20 protein-coding genes and 1 pseudogene are annotated in these 15,230 nt (G+C 68.0%); 9 read left to right on the top strand and 12 right to left on the bottom strand.

The annotated features are described in order from the left end of the window. Positions 1 to 110 precede the first annotated feature (110 nt). Complete coding sequence (locus QC180_RS16880; protein WP_278263721.1) at positions 111 to 554, bottom strand: hypothetical protein; 444 nt, start codon at positions 552 to 554, stop codon at positions 111 to 113. A 123-nt stretch (positions 555 to 677) separates the two neighbouring features. Here QC180_RS16880 and QC180_RS16875 point away from each other — a divergent pair, with 123 nt between their 5' ends. Then, a complete protein-coding gene (locus tag QC180_RS16875; RefSeq protein ID WP_278263720.1) occupies positions 678 to 1,406 on the top strand; it encodes a helix-turn-helix domain-containing protein in 729 nt (242 codons plus the stop codon). Positions 1,407 to 1,715: 309 nt separating this feature from the next. Beyond that, positions 1,716 to 1,835, top strand: a complete 120-nt coding sequence (locus QC180_RS16870; protein WP_278263719.1) for a hypothetical protein — start codon at positions 1,716 to 1,718, stop codon at positions 1,833 to 1,835. 7 nt (positions 1,836 to 1,842) lie between these two features. On the opposite strand, the gene QC180_RS16865 is transcribed toward QC180_RS16870, so the two are convergent. From QC180_RS16865 to QC180_RS16840, 6 genes and pseudogenes are all read right to left on the bottom strand, one after another. Next, on the bottom strand, positions 1,843 to 2,559 hold the full coding sequence (locus tag QC180_RS16865; protein ID WP_278263718.1) for an HAD family hydrolase: 717 nt from the start codon (positions 2,557 to 2,559) through the stop codon (positions 1,843 to 1,845). A gap of 98 nt (positions 2,560 to 2,657) precedes the next feature. Beyond that, positions 2,658 to 3,095 carry a type II toxin-antitoxin system VapC family toxin gene (locus QC180_RS16860; RefSeq protein ID WP_278263717.1) on the bottom strand — a complete coding sequence of 146 codons (438 nt, stop codon included), beginning with the start codon at positions 3,093 to 3,095 and terminating at the stop codon, positions 2,658 to 2,660. Then, a complete protein-coding gene (locus tag QC180_RS16855) occupies positions 3,083 to 3,361 on the bottom strand; it encodes a type II toxin-antitoxin system Phd/YefM family antitoxin (protein WP_278264111.1) in 279 nt (92 codons plus the stop codon). Before QC180_RS16855 ends, QC180_RS16860 begins: the two co-directional genes overlap by 13 nt. A gap of 51 nt (positions 3,362 to 3,412) precedes the next feature. Then, positions 3,413 to 3,652, bottom strand: a complete 240-nt coding sequence (locus QC180_RS16850; protein WP_278264110.1) for a hypothetical protein — start codon at positions 3,650 to 3,652, stop codon at positions 3,413 to 3,415. 199 nt (positions 3,653 to 3,851) lie between these two features. Continuing rightward, positions 3,852 to 4,268, bottom strand: a pseudogene (locus tag QC180_RS16845) (MFS transporter); the annotation flags it as partial. Positions 4,269 to 4,430: 162 nt separating this feature from the next. Then, complete coding sequence (locus tag QC180_RS16840) at positions 4,431 to 5,231, bottom strand: hypothetical protein (RefSeq protein WP_278263716.1); 801 nt, start codon at positions 5,229 to 5,231, stop codon at positions 4,431 to 4,433. A gap of 432 nt (positions 5,232 to 5,663) precedes the next feature. Here QC180_RS16840 and QC180_RS16835 point away from each other — a divergent pair, with 432 nt between their 5' ends. The 5 genes from QC180_RS16835 (at position 5,664) to QC180_RS16815 (ending at position 8,892) form a co-directional block, all read left to right on the top strand. Beyond that, positions 5,664 to 6,296: a maleylpyruvate isomerase family mycothiol-dependent enzyme gene (locus QC180_RS16835; protein ID WP_474646469.1), complete on the top strand. Its 633-nt coding sequence runs from the start codon at positions 5,664 to 5,666 to the stop codon at positions 6,294 to 6,296. A 44-nt stretch (positions 6,297 to 6,340) separates the two neighbouring features. Next, positions 6,341 to 6,700 carry a hypothetical protein gene (locus QC180_RS16830; protein WP_278263715.1) on the top strand — a complete coding sequence of 120 codons (360 nt, stop codon included), beginning with the start codon at positions 6,341 to 6,343 and terminating at the stop codon, positions 6,698 to 6,700. A 261-nt stretch (positions 6,701 to 6,961) separates the two neighbouring features. Continuing rightward, positions 6,962 to 7,297, top strand: coding sequence for a hypothetical protein (locus tag QC180_RS16825; protein ID WP_278263714.1), 336 nt, complete (start codon positions 6,962 to 6,964; stop codon positions 7,295 to 7,297). 47 nt (positions 7,298 to 7,344) lie between these two features. After that, positions 7,345 to 8,370: a peroxiredoxin family protein gene (locus QC180_RS16820; RefSeq protein ID WP_278263713.1), complete on the top strand. Its 1,026-nt coding sequence runs from the start codon at positions 7,345 to 7,347 to the stop codon at positions 8,368 to 8,370. A 171-nt stretch (positions 8,371 to 8,541) separates the two neighbouring features. Next, positions 8,542 to 8,892: a BP74-related protein gene (locus QC180_RS16815; RefSeq protein WP_278263712.1), complete on the top strand. Its 351-nt coding sequence runs from the start codon at positions 8,542 to 8,544 to the stop codon at positions 8,890 to 8,892. Between the two features lie 49 nt (positions 8,893 to 8,941). Here QC180_RS16815 and QC180_RS16810 read toward each other — a convergent pair whose 3' ends face one another. From QC180_RS16810 to QC180_RS16795, 4 genes are all read right to left on the bottom strand, one after another. Beyond that, the gene (locus QC180_RS16810) at positions 8,942 to 10,471 is read right to left on the bottom strand and encodes an MFS transporter (protein ID WP_278263711.1); all 1,530 of its coding nucleotides are present in this window, start codon (positions 10,469 to 10,471) and stop codon (positions 8,942 to 8,944) included. After that, complete coding sequence (locus QC180_RS16805; RefSeq protein ID WP_278263710.1) at positions 10,468 to 11,025, bottom strand: TetR/AcrR family transcriptional regulator; 558 nt, start codon at positions 11,023 to 11,025, stop codon at positions 10,468 to 10,470. The genes QC180_RS16810 and QC180_RS16805 overlap by 4 nt, the downstream gene beginning before the upstream one ends. 99 nt (positions 11,026 to 11,124) lie before the next feature. Then, a complete protein-coding gene (locus QC180_RS16800) occupies positions 11,125 to 11,565 on the bottom strand; it encodes a hypothetical protein (protein ID WP_278263709.1) in 441 nt (146 codons plus the stop codon). Positions 11,566 to 11,611: 46 nt separating this feature from the next. After that, on the bottom strand, positions 11,612 to 12,466 hold the full coding sequence (locus tag QC180_RS16795; protein WP_278263708.1) for a polysaccharide deacetylase family protein: 855 nt from the start codon (positions 12,464 to 12,466) through the stop codon (positions 11,612 to 11,614). Positions 12,467 to 12,624: 158 nt separating this feature from the next. Here QC180_RS16795 and QC180_RS16790 point away from each other — a divergent pair, with 158 nt between their 5' ends. Next, positions 12,625 to 13,224, top strand: a complete 600-nt coding sequence (locus tag QC180_RS16790; RefSeq protein ID WP_278263707.1) for a TetR/AcrR family transcriptional regulator — start codon at positions 12,625 to 12,627, stop codon at positions 13,222 to 13,224. Between the two features lie 9 nt (positions 13,225 to 13,233). Here QC180_RS16790 and QC180_RS16785 read toward each other — a convergent pair whose 3' ends face one another. Then, entirely contained in the window at positions 13,234 to 14,112 is an 879-nt protein-coding gene (locus QC180_RS16785) for an LGFP repeat-containing protein (RefSeq protein ID WP_278263706.1), read from the bottom strand. Positions 14,113 to 14,371: 259 nt separating this feature from the next. Here QC180_RS16785 and QC180_RS16780 point away from each other — a divergent pair, with 259 nt between their 5' ends. Continuing rightward, positions 14,372 to 15,223: a 3-hydroxybutyryl-CoA dehydrogenase gene (locus tag QC180_RS16780; protein WP_278263705.1), complete on the top strand. Its 852-nt coding sequence runs from the start codon at positions 14,372 to 14,374 to the stop codon at positions 15,221 to 15,223. Positions 15,224 to 15,230 lie beyond the last annotated feature (7 nt).

Here is a 15,230-nt window from a genome sequence, read left to right as displayed (position 1 = left end):
TCGCCCACGTTCGGCCTGTTCTGCCTGGTCCTGTCAGACCCCGGTTGATCAGGGCACTGTGGCCACTCGGCCTACCCACAGTCGCTGCCTGCGAGCCGTGTCGAGGACGGTCACGCGGGGCCGATGAACTGGTGGTCGCTGCGGATGCGGCCGGTCTCGTCCAGCGCGAGCACGTCGTATCCGGTGCCCGCTTCGGTGCCGTCGGCCGTCGCGACCATCGCCCAGCCGAGGCCGATCAGGTTCGCCGCGAGCCGCGTCGCCGTGGCGCGGGCCTGGAAGACGTATTCCCCTGGTGCGACGAACATTTCGTAGGCGCGGGTCACTCGCGCGTCGAGCTCGCGGTGGCCGCGTACCTGGAGGGGTGGGATCGGGAAGGCCAGTCCGGCGGCGGCGGCGCGGATCTCCTGGGGTGGGTCGGTCAGCACCTGGGCGCCGTCCTCCGCCCACAGTTCCGCGATGCGCTTGCGTCGGGCGTCCGGGTCGGCTTCGTTCCAGACGGCGACGTACCGCTCGGTGAGGTGGGACAGGGTCGTGTCGTCGAGTCGATCGTTCATGATGGCGAGTCTGTCCGGCCGCGAGAAGACACGCGATTCCCTGGGGGGAATGAACGAGCGGCCGTCCTCGTCATTCCCTCCAGGGAATAGTGGGAGCGATACCGGAACGCGGAGAGTGAGGGGATGACGACCATGGTGGCGGCGAGCCCGTTCGCGCAACAACTGCGGGACTGGCGGACACGGCGGCGGATCAGCCAGCTGGATCTGGCGATCAAAGCCGAGACCAGTCAGCGGTACCTGAGTTTTCTCGAACACGGCCGGTCGCAACCGGGACGGACCATGGTGGTGCGGCTGGCCGAGTCGCTCGAGTTGTCGCTGCGCGAGCGCAACAGCCTCCTACTGGCGGCGGGTTACGCACCCGCGTTTCCCGAATCCGGTTTGGACGCACCGGAACTCGGCGCCGTCCGCGAGTCCTTGCAGACCATCCTGCACGGGAACCTGCCGTATCCGGCGGTGGTGACGCGGCCGTACGGGGTGCTGGTGGCCGCCAATGCCGCCTTCGGCGTACTCACCGAGGGATGCGCTCCCGAGCTGCTGGAACCACCGGTGAACGTGCTGCGACTGGCGCTGCATCCGCAGGGCCTGGCCCGGCGGGTAGCGAACCTGCCCGAATGGGGTCGTCATATCACCGGCAGTCTGCGCACGATCGCGACGCGCAGCCCGGACCCTGACCTGGACACCTTCGCCGACGAGCTGGAGTCCTACCTGCCACCGGTCGATCCCGGTCCCGATCATGTCGGCTTCGCCGTTCCCCTCCGGGTGCGCACCGAGGAGGGCGAACTCCGCCTGATCACGACCCTGACCAGCTTCGCGACCGCCACCGACATCACCCTGTCCGAGCTCCATCTCTAGGCGTTCCTGCCCGCCGACCAGCCGACCGCCGACTACCTGCGCGCCCACGTTCCACCCTCCTGACTGGTTCAGGTGACCTGGCTCACCGGGTGTCACAGATCGCGGATGCCCGGCGTCTTATGTCCAACTCCCACCGAGCGAAGGAGACAGGACGTGAGTACCGACAAGCACGCCGTGGTCGGTGGCGGTTACGCCGGTGTCATGGCGCCAACCGCCTGACCCAGCGGGCCGTCGTGACGGTGACCGTGATCAATCCGCGCGAGGTCTTCGTGTCGCGGTTGCGGATGCGTCAGCTCGGGGGTGGCACGCATGACGGGATCGTTGTCACGTGCGGACCGCACCGCGAAGTACAACCGCCTCCTGCACATCGAAGCCGAACTCGGCAGCCAGGCCAGTTTCGCGGGCGCCGCCACCCTCGCCAGGCACTAGCCGACCCTCATCGCCTGCTCTGCGTCGACTCGCCGGGCCCGACCTCATCGGGCCCGCTAGGTGAGCGCAGACCGGTCCCGCTGAGCGCGGCAGCCTCGATGCACTTCCTGACCAACTCCGGAGACAGCACCTCGCTGTACCAATCTGCGCGGGCTTCGATCGCACGGTCGTGGGAGACTCCGAGTACCCGCAGGCCTGCCGCCCGCGCCGCGGCGATCCCGGTGACTGAGTCCTCGAGGGCGATCGCCCGATCCGGCGACAGCCCCAGCCGAGACAACGCGAGGTTGTAGCTGTCCGGCTGGGGCTTCCCCTCGACGACATCGTCTGCGGTGATAACGAGTTCAGGCATCACCCCGTCCCGACGCAGCGCCGACAGCGAAGGCCCGATGATCGCCGCCGGCGAATTAGTCACCACGGCCGTCAGGTGCAATGAGTTCGCCCAGCGCAGCGTCTCGGCGGCCCCTGGCAGGAGTTCGACACCGTCGAACTCCGCGAGCAACCGCGCGACGAACTGACGGTGCAGGATGTCATAATCCGTGCGACCGACGTCCTCGCCGATCGTGGAAACCACTGCCTTGAGCGTCTTTCCGATCAGATTCTTCTTGTGGGTGGCGGTGAATTCCAAACCTCGGTCCGTGTAGAAGCTGCGTTCCACGATCGACCACTTCGATTCGGTTTCGACGAGCAGTCCATCGAGGTCGAACAGAACTCCGGTGCGGCTCACAGTCGAGTACCCTGCCACGAGGTCCCTGAACATCGCCAGCCTTGAACGCAGACAGATCGAATCGGCGTGTTCTGCCGTTGTACAGACCGGGATCTGGTTCAGCCGAATCGCACCGGGCACACAGTGAGCCCCAGGATGCGCTCGAAGTGGCGCGTGTTCGCGGTGGCGACCTGCCAGCCGATACTCATCGCGGTCGCGGCGATGAGGACATCGTGGGCGCCGATCTCCTGACCTCGATCGGTGAGGTCGGCCCACACGCCTGCGTGAATTCGGGCGGCGAGCAGATCGAAGGGCTGCGGCGGAAATGCCGCGATCGCCGTTTCCACGAAAGCCTCACGCCGAGCGCGAAATTCGGGTTTGGCGCGATGCACACCGTGCAGGAGCTCGGATGCGGTCACCGACGACATCGCCACCGCCTCGTCGAACCCGATCTGCACTGCCAGCTCGTGCGCGACCTTGTCGAAATCGGACCCGCCGCGGCGCGTGTACGCCCGCTCGAGATCGATGAAGACCGACGTGTCGATCAGTGTGCCCACGGGTCCTCCGGCAGCGGGCCCACCGCGTCACGCACGGCTTCCAGGTCGTCGCCGAACTCGGGGTCGGGCGTCGCCGCCGACGTGAGCAGCCGTAACGCCTCCCCCATGGAACGACCCCGACGGCGGCCCGTCTCCGGGTACTCGTCGGGATGGACGATGACGAAGGCGGGACGGTCATGACTCAGCACCACCACCCGCTCATGCCGATCCACGGCTTCCTTCGCCCGGCGAGGAAGCCGCGTCTCTTCCGCCTTGATCGTTGTCATAGCACCAGGCTACGGCAAAACCGTACAGAACTGTCCAGTTCTGGTCGCGGATCAGTGGTGCGCCTGCACGGTGATGTCGGTGTCGCGCGGGGTCAGCGCGTAGACCGCGGTGGCACCGGCGAGTAGCAGGATGCCGATTCCGGGCACGGCGATACCGCCCGCGAGGACGAGGCACGCGCCCAGTTTCTGCGCGAGCCAGGGCGCGAGCATCGAGGCGAGGGTGGCACCGACCGCCAGCGGTAACAGCCGCAGGCTGGTCTTGATCGGCTGATAGCCCTCGACCAGCTGCATTCACTGGGTGATCAGCAGCAGCGCGGCGGCCATGGCCAGCAGCGAGCTGATGGCGGCGACGATGCCCTCGCTGAACTGGCGGCGCCGGAACAAGCTGCACGTCGAGCAGCGGATTGGGCCTGCGCAGCGAGCGCCACACGAGCATGCCCAGCGCCGCGACGGCGATCGCCAGCACGACGAGCGCGGGACCGGACAGCGGCGACTGGTCCTTGGCGAAGCGCTTGATCGACCAGACCAGCGCCACCATGCCCGCGATCGAAAGGCCCGCGCCCAGGTAGTCCCAGCGCCCCGGGTTCGGGATCTTCGATTCGGGGAGCACCAGGAACCCGGCGACCAGCACGATCACCATGATCGGCACATTCACCAGCAGCGCCGCGCGCCACGAGAACGCCTCCAGCAGTACGCCTCCTACGATGGGGTCGAGGGCGGCGCCGGAGACCTTCGCGCGTTCGGCGGGGTCGGTGAAGACCACCCGCAGCATCGTCAGTGTGGTGGGCATGATCATCGCGCCGCCGATACCCAGCAGGGCGCGCAGCGCGATCACCTGGGACGCGGCGTCGGCCCACAGAACCAGCAGCGAGGCGATCCCGAAGTCCGTATAGCCCAGCAGCAGCATGCGTGTGCGGCCGAAGCGGTCGCAGCGAGCTGGTCGAGACGAGCAGGCCCGCCAGCACCAGCGAGTACGATCGCGACGACGGCGTCCACGATCTCACGCCGCCGCCCAGTCCAGGTTCCCTGTGCCACCTGACGCACGTATCCGCGACTCAGGATGGTCTAGCTACAGAGCGAGGTACTCTCGCGCCAGGTCGCTCAGATGGAATCGCTGACCGTCTGGCCATGCGATCCCGATCCCTCGGTCTTCCTCGAGGTAGGCGCACCAATCGGGGTGTATGGCCTCGTCCGCGAGGAAGATCAGCCCCGCGTCATCGGGTACCACCTGGAAGTATCGGTACTCGTAGAGTTGGCCGACGGCTGCGCGAATCGCGTCTTTCGGATGCCCATCCACCGTCTTGGCTTCGATCACTGCTGTCGGTTCTTCGGTAGCGAGATCGATCGCGGCGTTACGCAGGGGCACACGGCCGCGAGCTTCGAGCCAGATGGCGAAGCTGTTCACCAGCGTTTCATGAGTTCGTGTCCGCTTCTCTTGCCCGCCCACGACGTCGCTGACGTAATCAGTGTCCGCTTTGGCCTCGAATGGTTGCAGGAACCCCCACCGACCTGGTCCTGGAGAACGTGAGACACCACGCGACTTCGGAAGTGGCACTGCCGCTTCCTGGTCATCGAACAGAATCTCGATGAACGACCGGGGCAACTTGGCGAAGTATTTCGACATAGGAGCAAACAGGGTTCGGTCCCGCTTGAACTGGAACGGGAGGTACAGCGACTGATCCTGATAGACCGCTTCCAGCGCGTCTCGGGCCTGGTAGAGGGCGTCCGCCTTCGAACGGATCTTCGCTAGGTCGACGTCACCGCCCAGTGGGGTGAAACCAGTGAGTTCGACGTTGTACGAGTTCGAACTCACGTCATGCACGCAGTCGGATGCCGCTACCGACCGGCCGACGAATCGCCGCTCTGGCACGTAATAATGGTAAACGGTTTCACCCGCCCGCACGGAAGAGACCAACTCGTACCACGGATCCCTGTGCCCGTTCGTCCTTTGATCAGAGGATTCGAGGTATCGCCCAAGACCCTCACCAACCTGTCGAATCTCCATCCAACCGCACTCGTCGCGATTACCCGTCCACCAGTACGACATCGGATCCCCTTCTGCACGGATATCTCCTCGACCCCAAGACTATTCGTAGATGTCGACATCCGTTTCGGTCTCAGTTCGGACGCCATCGACGCCGGGAGGTATGGGGTCCAGAAGTCAGGCACGGGGCATAGGAAGAGCTCGGCGGAGCTGGTCGGCGATGAGTTCGGCCGATGTCCTTCGTCTGCACAGGTGGACGACAAACCGCCGCTGTTCTGTCGGGCAGGGTGAGCGGTGCCGAGTTGGGAGGTTTCTCTGGTGGCGAATTCTCGTGACGAGTTGTGGGCGATGGCGCATGCCGAACGTGCGGCGTTGGCGGATGATCTCGCCGAGGTGGACGACGCGGGGTGGGGGCGGCAGTCGCTGTGTGGGCGGTGGACGGTGGAGGAGGTGCTCGCCCACCTCACGGCGGCGGCGAGTGTCGGGCGTTTTCGCTGGTTGACGAGTGTCGTGGGTGCTCGGTTCGACTTCGATGTGCACAACGCCCGACGATTGGCCGAGCATCGTGGCGCGACTCCGGCGGAGACGCTGGCGGGGTTCCGGGCGATCGTCGGCAGCACCACGTCGACGTTCGGGCCCACGGCGGCCTGGCTCGGTGAGGTGGTCGTGCATGCCCAGGACATCCGCTCGCCGCTGGGCTTGACGCGGGTGCCCTCGGTCGCGGCCGTCACCGAGGTCGCCCGGTTCTACGCGAGCCGTGACTTCACCGTTTCCAGCCGTACCGCGATCGAAGGTCTCCGGCTGGAAGCGACGGACGGGCCCTTCGCCGCGGGAAGCGGCGCCCTGGTCACCGGACCGACCCTCGCTCTGACCATGGCCATGGCCGGGCGAGCCACCTACTGCGACGAGCTCACCGGGCCCGGTCTGCCCACCCTGCGCGGCCGCCTCTGACAATCCGATAGCCCGATTCGGGGACCGGGCACTAGCATCGCGCGGTGACGAAACAGCGCCGCCGAGTGCTCGCGGTCGGTGAGCAGCAGTACTTCTGGGCGACCGGTCACCGTCATCTGGACGGCTGCGAGGAATTCCTGCGGCTGCGGCCACGGGGGTCGGCGGCGGGGCTGACGCTGGTCTTCCGTCCAGGCGGGCAGCGTGGCATCCCCGACGGCGGGATGTCGGCGCCCGGGTACATCCACAGCGGTGATCAGTGGCTGAACCTGAACATGCCCGGCGTGGTCCGGGCCTTCCTCGACGCGGCCGTCGACGCGGGCTGGCTCGCCGAGGCCCGCGCGGTCGGCCGCCGGGACGGCTGGGAGCTGTTCGACGAGGCTTACGCCAGGCACACCCGCCGCTGATCGATACCACGTCCGGCGCGACCCTGTCCCGGCCCGCCGGAAATGTCGCCGATCGGTTGCTGATGACAGTCTCCGCATCCTTTCGGACTCATTCTCGTGTTCGGGGCGGACCGTGACATACGGTGCAGATCTCCGGTTCGAATGCAGAAAAAGCGCAGGGAAACGGAAGGGGCATCCGTGGTCGCGAGCAAGAGTGGACACGATTCGCCGAAAGTAAGCCGTCATGTCGTTCGCGTCCCGGCGCGGTGTCCGTTACCGGTGGTGGAACTCGTCACCGGCGCCCTCGTCCTCCTCGCGGCGGCGGGCGGGCTGGCCGGTCCGGTGATCGCCGGGGTGCTCATGTATCGCAGTGGCGCGGTGCGCGGCGGCACGGCGGTGGCCGCGTCGCTGGTGTTGGCGGTGGCCGCGATCGTCATCGCGATCGTCACCGCGGTGGCGCTGCTGGTGGTGGCCCGGCATCGCGCCCGACCTCGGGTGGCCGCCGACCCCCGACCGGCCGTCGACGCGACCGCGCGGGACAGGTACGCGATCCCGGCGCACAGCGGGCCCGGGTCGTCGGGCGCGCGGGTCTCCCTCGGCGGAGCTCGGTGGGCCTGAGGCTCGAAACCGCTTCCGCGCGTGGAGGACTGTGAGATCGTGCGGCCATGCTGATCGAATACGGAGTGTGGGGTTCGCGATTGGTACTGGCCGCGGTCTTCGGGCTGGCGGCGTGGGGAAAGTTTCGAGATCGGCCGGAGGCCAGGAAGTCGGTGGCCGAATTCGGCGTTCCGCTGCGGCTGGTTCCCGGGGTGGCGATCGGGCTACCGATCCTCGAGGCGCTGGTGGCGCTGGCGTTGCTACCGCCTTGGACGGCGGGGGCGGCCGGGGTTGTCGCGGTGGTGCTTCTCGGCGGGTTCACCCTGGCGATCCTGCGGTTGCTGCGGCGCGGGGAGCGGCCGGACTGCGCCTGCTTCGGCGCGGTGGGCGCGGCACCGATCGGGTGGGCGACGGTGGTCCGCAACGGGCTGCTGATGGTGTTGGCGGTCCTCGTCGTCGTCGGCTCGCTGAGCCGTCCGCAAGCCCCGGCCGGGTTGCCGGTGGACGCGGCGGTCGGCCTGGTGCTGATCACCGTCTTGGGCGCGGCACTGGTGCGGATATTCGGTGAGCTGGGCGAACTCCGACGACGGGTCGACGCGCAGGCACTCTCGACCCTCGGCGGTGAGGGCCTGCCCGTGGGGGCGGTCGCGCCCGAGTTCGAGTTGCGCACGACCGAGGACGATCGCGTCGACCTGGGGTCGCTGCTGTCGGACGGGAAGGCGCTGTTGTTGGTCTTCGTGCATCCCGGGTGCGAGATGTGCGCGGCGCTGGCGCGCGAACTGCCGCGCTGGCAGTCGCGCAACGCGGAACTGGTGACCATCGTCCTGGTCGGCAACGGCGACCTCGCCGAGCACGCCGAATGGGCGCGCGCACAGGGCATCGACGGGATTCCGGTGCTGGTCCAGCAGGGCAACGAAGCCGCCCTGCGCTACCGGGTCCGTGGCACGCCCTCGGGGGTGCTGATCGATCCGGACGGACGGATCGCCGCCTCCGTCGCGCGCGGCGCCATCGCCGTTCGCGAACTCGTCGTCGCCGCGAAGAGCACACGGCGCGGTCGGGTCACCGGCGAACTGGTAGCGACCGCCCCGCGATAGCCGCGCCCGCGTTCGGTTTTCATCCCGAGAAACCAACCCGAGTCCCAAAACTCTTGTCTGACAGTGCATCTCGAGACGAACCGGCGCTGCGTGCCCGCGCTCGCCGATACACTCGTGCCCGCAACACGCTCGACACCCACTGGTTCGACAACATCGATAAGGGGAATTGTCATGGCGCACTTCGCATTGACCGATCACACCGGCAAAGAGTTCGTCTTCGAACTCAACAACGAGCAGCGCATCGCGGAGGCGCGGCGGATCCTGTCCGGTGACGAGACCATGTCCATCCATGTCATGGGGCGCGTCCGCAAGTCTACGAAGAGCTACAACCCGAACTGGAGCTTCCACCTCGATCCCGACACGATCTCCTTCTTCACCATGGCGATCGAGGTCTGTGATTCGAGCATCGACTACCTCGAGGACCACCTCGACGAGGCGTGTGGCGCGTTCCTGCCCGGCTGCTTCTGGTGCCCGTGGTCCTCGCGCCTGACCCGCGAGGTCACCGCCGCCGTCACCGCCTGACGCCCACGGTTCCGGCCGAGCACCGTCGGCCGGAACCGTCGCGCGGGTCTCAGTGCGCCTGCACGGTGATGTCGGTGCCGCGGGGAGTCAGCGCGTAGACGGCGGCGGCGCCGATCAGGAGCAGGACACCGCCCACGACGCCGGTGGTCTGCAGCGATTGGGTGAAGGCCGCGGCGGCGTGCTGAGCCAGTGCGGGCAGCTGGGCCTCGTGGGCGATGGCCATCGCGGCGCCGAGCGACTCGTCCGCCGCGTCGGCCAGGGCGCGGTCGACACCGGGTATCCGATCGAAACCGGCGTTCGATGTGTAGAGGAGTGCGGCGACGCTGCCGAGGATGGCGACGCCGAGCACATTGCCCAGGTCATAGGAGGTTTCCTCGATCGCGGCGGCGTTGCCCGCCTTGTCCTCGGGCGTGCCGGACATGATCATGGCGGTGGCGATCGCCAGCGCGCCCAAACCGGCGCCGACGAGCAGCAGCGGGGGCAGGATCGTGCCGTAGGTGAGGTCCTCGGGCACGCCGATGAGCAGCATGCCGATTCCGGCGACAGCGATTCCGCCCGCCAGAACGACGCGCGCGCCCAGTTTCGTCGCGAGCCAGGGCGCGATCATCGAGGCGAGGGTGGCGGCGATCGCCAGCGGGAGCAGTCGGACGCCGGTCTCCATCGGCCGATAGCCCTCGACCAGCTGCATCCACTGCGCGAGCAGCAGCAGCGCGGCGGCCATGCCGAGCACCGAGCTGATGGCGGCGACGATGCCCGCGCTGAACTGGCGCCGCCGGAACAGGCGGATGTCGAGCAGCGGGTCGGGTCGGCGCAGGCAGCGCCACACGAACAGGCCCAGCGCGGCGGCGGCGACCATCAGCACGAGGATCGCGGGACCGGACAGCAAGGTCTGGTCCTTGGCGAACCGCTTGATCGACCAGATCAGCGCCACCATGCCCGCGATCGACAGGCCCGCGCCCACGAAATCCCAGCACCCCGGATTCGGCACCGTCGATTCGGGGAGCACCAGGAACCCGGCCACCAGCACGATCACCATGATCGGCACATTCACCAGCAGGGCCGCCCGCCACGAGAACGTCTCCAGCAGAACACCTCCCACGATGGGGCCCAGAGCGGCGCCGACACCGGAGACCGCGGCCCAGAGACCGAGCGCCTTGGCGCGTTCGGCGGGGTCGGTGAAGACCACGCGCAGCATGGTCAGGGTGGTGGGCATGATCATCGCGCCGCCGACACCGAGCAGCGCGCGCAGGGCGATCACCTGGGGTGCGGTGTCGGCCCACAGGACCAGCAGCGAGGCGACGCCGAACACCGAATAGCCCAGCAGCAGCATGCGTTTGCGTCCGAACCGGTCGCCCAGGGAGCTGGTCGACACCAGCAGGCCCGCGAGGACGAGGGAGTAGGCGTCGACGATCCACAGCTGTTCGGTCGCCGAGGGGCGCAGGTCGGCGGCCAGGTCGGGTAGGGCGATATTGAGGATCGTGAGGTCGATGGTGATCACGAGCAGGCTCAGCGAGAGCACGGCCGCGGCGGCCCATCGGCGCGCGAACGACAGGGCGGGTGGGGTCGTCGTGTCGATCATGCGGTCTCCAGATTCCACAGGGCCGTGACCGCGCGGGTGAGCGCATCGAGGTCGGGGGTCTCGGTGAGCACGGCGGCGTGCAGTGTCAGGCCGTCGGACATCGCGGCGACGGCTCGTGCCGCGGCGGGTGAGGTGTATCGCTCGAGCATCTCGATGAAGCGGATCGTCCACTGTCTGCTCGCCGCGTGCTCCTCGTCCGGGGTGAGGTAGGAGCTGGTCAGGGCGTGGGTGGCCTCGATGAGGTGGGTGTCGCTGAGGTAGAGGTGCAGTTGCGCGGCGAAGGTCGCCGGGGTGGCGCCGTCGCGGTCGAAGGCGGCCACCAGTGCGTCGAGCCAGACGTCGATCTCGCGGACGAGGCGGTCAAGCGCGGCGGCGCGCAGGTCGTCGAGGGTGGCGAAGTACTGGGTGGTCGAACCCAGCGGGACCTCGGCGCGGGCGGCGACCTTGCGGTGGGTGACCGCGCCGGAGCCTTCCTCGAGCACGATCGCGACGGCGGCGTCGATGATCTCGCGGCGTCGACGTTCGGGGTCGCGGCGTCGGGGTGCGGTGGGCATCTCGTCCTCCTGATGTACGTCTGTACATGTACAAACGTACATTAGCGGAGGGGTGATCGCACCCTCGCGCCGGGTCGAGAGGTCAGTGTGGTGCGGTGTTCAGTCCCGCGCCTCGCGGCGCGGCAGCCAGCCGAGGATCGAGAGCAGGATGCCTGCGATCGCTCCGGTCTGCACAAGCAGTTTCGCCAGGGGGTCGCCCAGATCACCGGAGACTATCCACCGGGCGATTCCACCGACCACCAGCGCGATGATGACAACGGCGCCCGCAACCTTCGGCATCGACCGGGGCGACCACCGAGATTCCCGCGAGATCGCCACAGACCCCGAGGTGGCCGACGCGAGCAGGTACAGCGCCCCCGACCCCACCACGCTCAGGCCGAACATCCGCGTCGCCACCACGTCGTTCCAATCGGCACTGACGATCAGCCTGACCAGTGCGCCGACATAGAGACCGCCCAGCACCATCGCGGCGATCACGCACCGCCGCACCCACTTGTTCTCCGGATCGCTGGGCACCGCCGACATGTACTGCTCCGTCATGCCGTCACGATCCCATGACGGCGGCGCGCGCACTAATCGGTAATCGCTATGTCGCGGTGGCGAAGTGGGTGGCGATGTCGTCGGCGGTGGTGTTCCAGACACCGGGGTGGTTGACGACGTATTCCAGAGCCTGGTCGAGGCACTTGAGACGGAAGGCCTGGCCGGTGACGAAGGGGTGCAGGGCCAGGGACAGGACGCGGCCGCTGTGCTCGGAGTCGGCGTGGAGCTGGTCGAGCTGGTCTTTGACGATCTGGACGAAGTCGGGGCCGCTGATGGAGTGCGCGGTGAACAGGCCCAGGTCGTTGAGCTCGACGGTGTAGGGCAGGCTCAGCATGCCGGGCACGTTCAGGGGGAACGGCTGGTCGTCGCCGGTCCAGTCCAGCACGTAGTCCAGGCCGAGTTCGGCCAGCAGCGCGGGAGTTTGAAAGGTCTCGCTCAGCGCGGGGCCCATCCAGCCGCGCGGCCGCCGACCGGTCGCCTTCTCGATGGTCTCGACGACCTCGGTGAGGTACGCGCGTTCGTGCGCCTCGACCTCGGTCTGCACCGTGGAGTTGTTCTTGCCGTGCGCCAGCCAGGCCCAGTCGCGAGCCTTGCCCGCCGCGATGATCTGCGGATAGTTCTCGGCGACATCGGAATTGAGCAGCACACTCGGGCGCACGCCGTGGCGGTCGAACGCCTCGATCATCCGCCAGATCCCCACTCGCGGGCCGTAGTCGCGCCAGCCGTGGTTCAGCGGATCGGGGACGAGGTCCGCGGTGCCCGGGTTGATGCTGGTCGACGGCTTGCCGAGGACGAAGTGCTCGACATTGAGGCCGACGTAGAACGCCACCCGCGCCCCGCCGGGCCAGGTGATGGCGGGGCGGTCGACGATCGGGCTGTAGTCGTAGAGCGTATTGCGCATGGGGGTGCCTTCCGAAGATGAGCTGAGATCCGATACGGACCGTATCGGGATACGGACCGTATCGGCTCCCTAACGATACCGACCGGTGGTCCGCTGTCAACACGAACCGGATCGTCTCCCGACTGGGCTAGGGTGTCGTGACGAGAAAGTGAGGTGGCATGAGTCCGTCGCGCCCGCCCAACCCCGCCCTGCGCAATCCGGAGTCGACCGCCCGGATCCTCGACGCGGCACTGGCCATGGCCGCGGAAGGCGGCCTGGCCAAGGTCAGCATCGAAGGGATCGCCGAGCGCGCCGGTGTCGGCAAACGCACCATCTACCGCTGGTGGCCGTCCAAGGGGGCGGTCGTCCTGGACGCGCTGGCCCAGCGGGTCGAGGGCCAGCAGTCCAAGAGCTTCGACGCACCGCCGGACGGCGACTTCGCCACCGCCCTACGGGATCTGATCACCCACACCTGGGTCCACGCCGTCGGCGACTGGCTCCCCGTCCTGGCCTGGCTGGTCGGCGAAGCCCAACACGACCCCGACCTCGCCGCCGAACTCCGCCGCCGCCTCATCGACCCCGCCCGCGAGCGCGTCACCACCTGGATCCGCCGCGCCCAGGACCAGGGCCACATCGCCCCCGACATCGACCCGTCCCGCGTCATCGAACTCGTCTACGGCCAGCTCTACTACCGCCTCCTCATCTCCCCCGGCCCCCACGACGAATCCTTCGCCGACGACGTCGCCGACCTCGCCCTACGCGGCCTACGCCCCCGCTAGAAACCGCGTTCAGCAGGTCGGTGAGTCGGCGACTGTGCCGGTCGCTCGGTCCCAGGTGATGCAGCCGCCGGTGAAGTCGGAGCGTTTGCCGCCGGGGATGTCGTATTCGTCGGTGGTGGGGTAGCCGAGGTAGGAGCGTTCCCAGCCGAGGGAGGCCCAGCGGTCGCGGATGCGGCCGTTGACGCCGTGGGGGCCGGTGTCGGGGCTCCAGTAGATCGAGGCGCCCTGCTGGTCGTCGCCGGTGAAGTGGGTGTAGGCGCCGTTGTCCAGGCTAATGGTGTTGGTGGTGGGCCAGCCGTAACGGCCGTTCTCCCAGCCGGATTCGGCCCACTTGCGGTGGATGCCGTAGCCGTTCTGGCCGTAGTCGTGCACCCAGTGGGCGGGTTCGCCGGGACGCCAGTAGATCGAGGACTCCGGAGTGGTGCCGCCCCGGCTGAAGTGGTTGTAGCGGCCACCGAATTCGGCGGTGGGGCACTCGTCGGTGATCGGGACGCCGGTCGCGCGGTGACCGCCCGCGTTCCACATCGTCTCCTTGATCAGGCCGTGTACCTCGTGCACGCCGGTGTCGGCGCGCGAGTACAGGATGCCGGGCCATCCGGGCGGTCCGGCGTAGTCGCGCAGGAACACCCCGCCCTCCTCGCTTTCGCGTTCGGGGCCGGTGGGGGCGCCGAGCAGATCGCGCAGGGCCGGGTCGCTGTGGTATCGGTCGTCGATCGCCGAACCGGCGGCCAGGGTGCGCGGCGCGCTGGTCACCGCGCAGATCGGCCAGCCGGACTGGGCCGCGGCCGATCCAGCCGAGAGCGGAAGCAGTCCGGCCGCCACGATCGAGACGGCGCAGGCGCCGATCCCGATTTGCCGGGTCGAGTGCTGAAAGGGGTTGTGCCGCATGATGTCCTCCCCAGGAATCGTTGCTGTTCATGCCAGTTCGCCCGGGCTGCGGCGACGGTTACCGCCCCGGCAGAATCGTTACCTTCACTAAGTACTGTTATCGGCTCGCAACCCGCCGACGCCCCCGTGTCACCGACCGGAGCACCCCTGGTGACGGCGAGATGTGAATTTCGTCGCCACCGCCGGATCGATCCGCTGGCGGTGGGCCATGAAATGATTCCGTTATCTACGGACAAACGCGATAGTGGGAGTGACAGCAGTGAAGTTGATCGGTGTGATCGGTGGCGGCACCATGGGTGCCGGAATCGCGGAGGTCTGTGCCAAGGCGGGTAGCGAGGTCCTGGTGCTCGAGACCAAGCCGGAGTTCGCCGAGGCCGCCGAGCAGCGCATCGCCGCCTCGATCGGCCGGGGCGTGACCAAGGGCAAGATCACCCAGGACGCGGCCGACGCCGTGCTCGCGCGCGTGCGGGTCACCCTGGACATCGCGGAGTTCGCCGATCGCGACCTGGTGATCGAGGCCGCGCCCGAGATCGAGGCCGTGAAGTACGACATCTTCGGCAAGCTCGACAAGATCGTCAAGCCCGAGGGCATCCTGGCCACCAACACCTCCTCGATCCCGGTGATCAAGGTGGCCGGTGCCACCGAGCGTCCCGAGCGCGTGGTCGGCGTGCACTTCTTCAACCCGGTGCCGGTGATGCCGCTGGTGGAGATCATCTCCACCCTGGTGACCGCGCCGGAGGCGGCCGCGGCCGTCACCGACTACGCCAAGAACACCCTGGGCAAGCTGACCGTGCAGGCCGGTGACCGCTCCGGCTTCATCGTCAACGCGCTGCTCATCCCCTACCTGTGCTCGGCCATCCGGATGCTCGAGTCCGGCTACGCCACCGCCGAGGACATCGACGCGGCCATGAAGGGCGGCTGCGGCTACCCGATGGGCCCGCTGACCCTGCTCGACACCGTGGGCCTCGACATCGCGCTGGCCGCCGCCGAGTCGCTCTACGCCGAGTTCGCCGAGCCGCACTACGCTCCCCCGGCCCTGCTGCGCCGGATGGTCGACGCGGGCCGCCTCGGCCGCAAGTCGGGTCGCGGGTTCTACGACTACGCGAAGTGAGGTGATC

This window comes from Nocardia anocheti (assembly GCF_029675105.1).
In the GTDB taxonomy this organism is placed as follows: domain Bacteria; phylum Actinomycetota; class Actinomycetes; order Mycobacteriales; family Mycobacteriaceae; genus Nocardia.
This window is presented reverse-complemented; position numbering and strand designations above follow the sequence as displayed.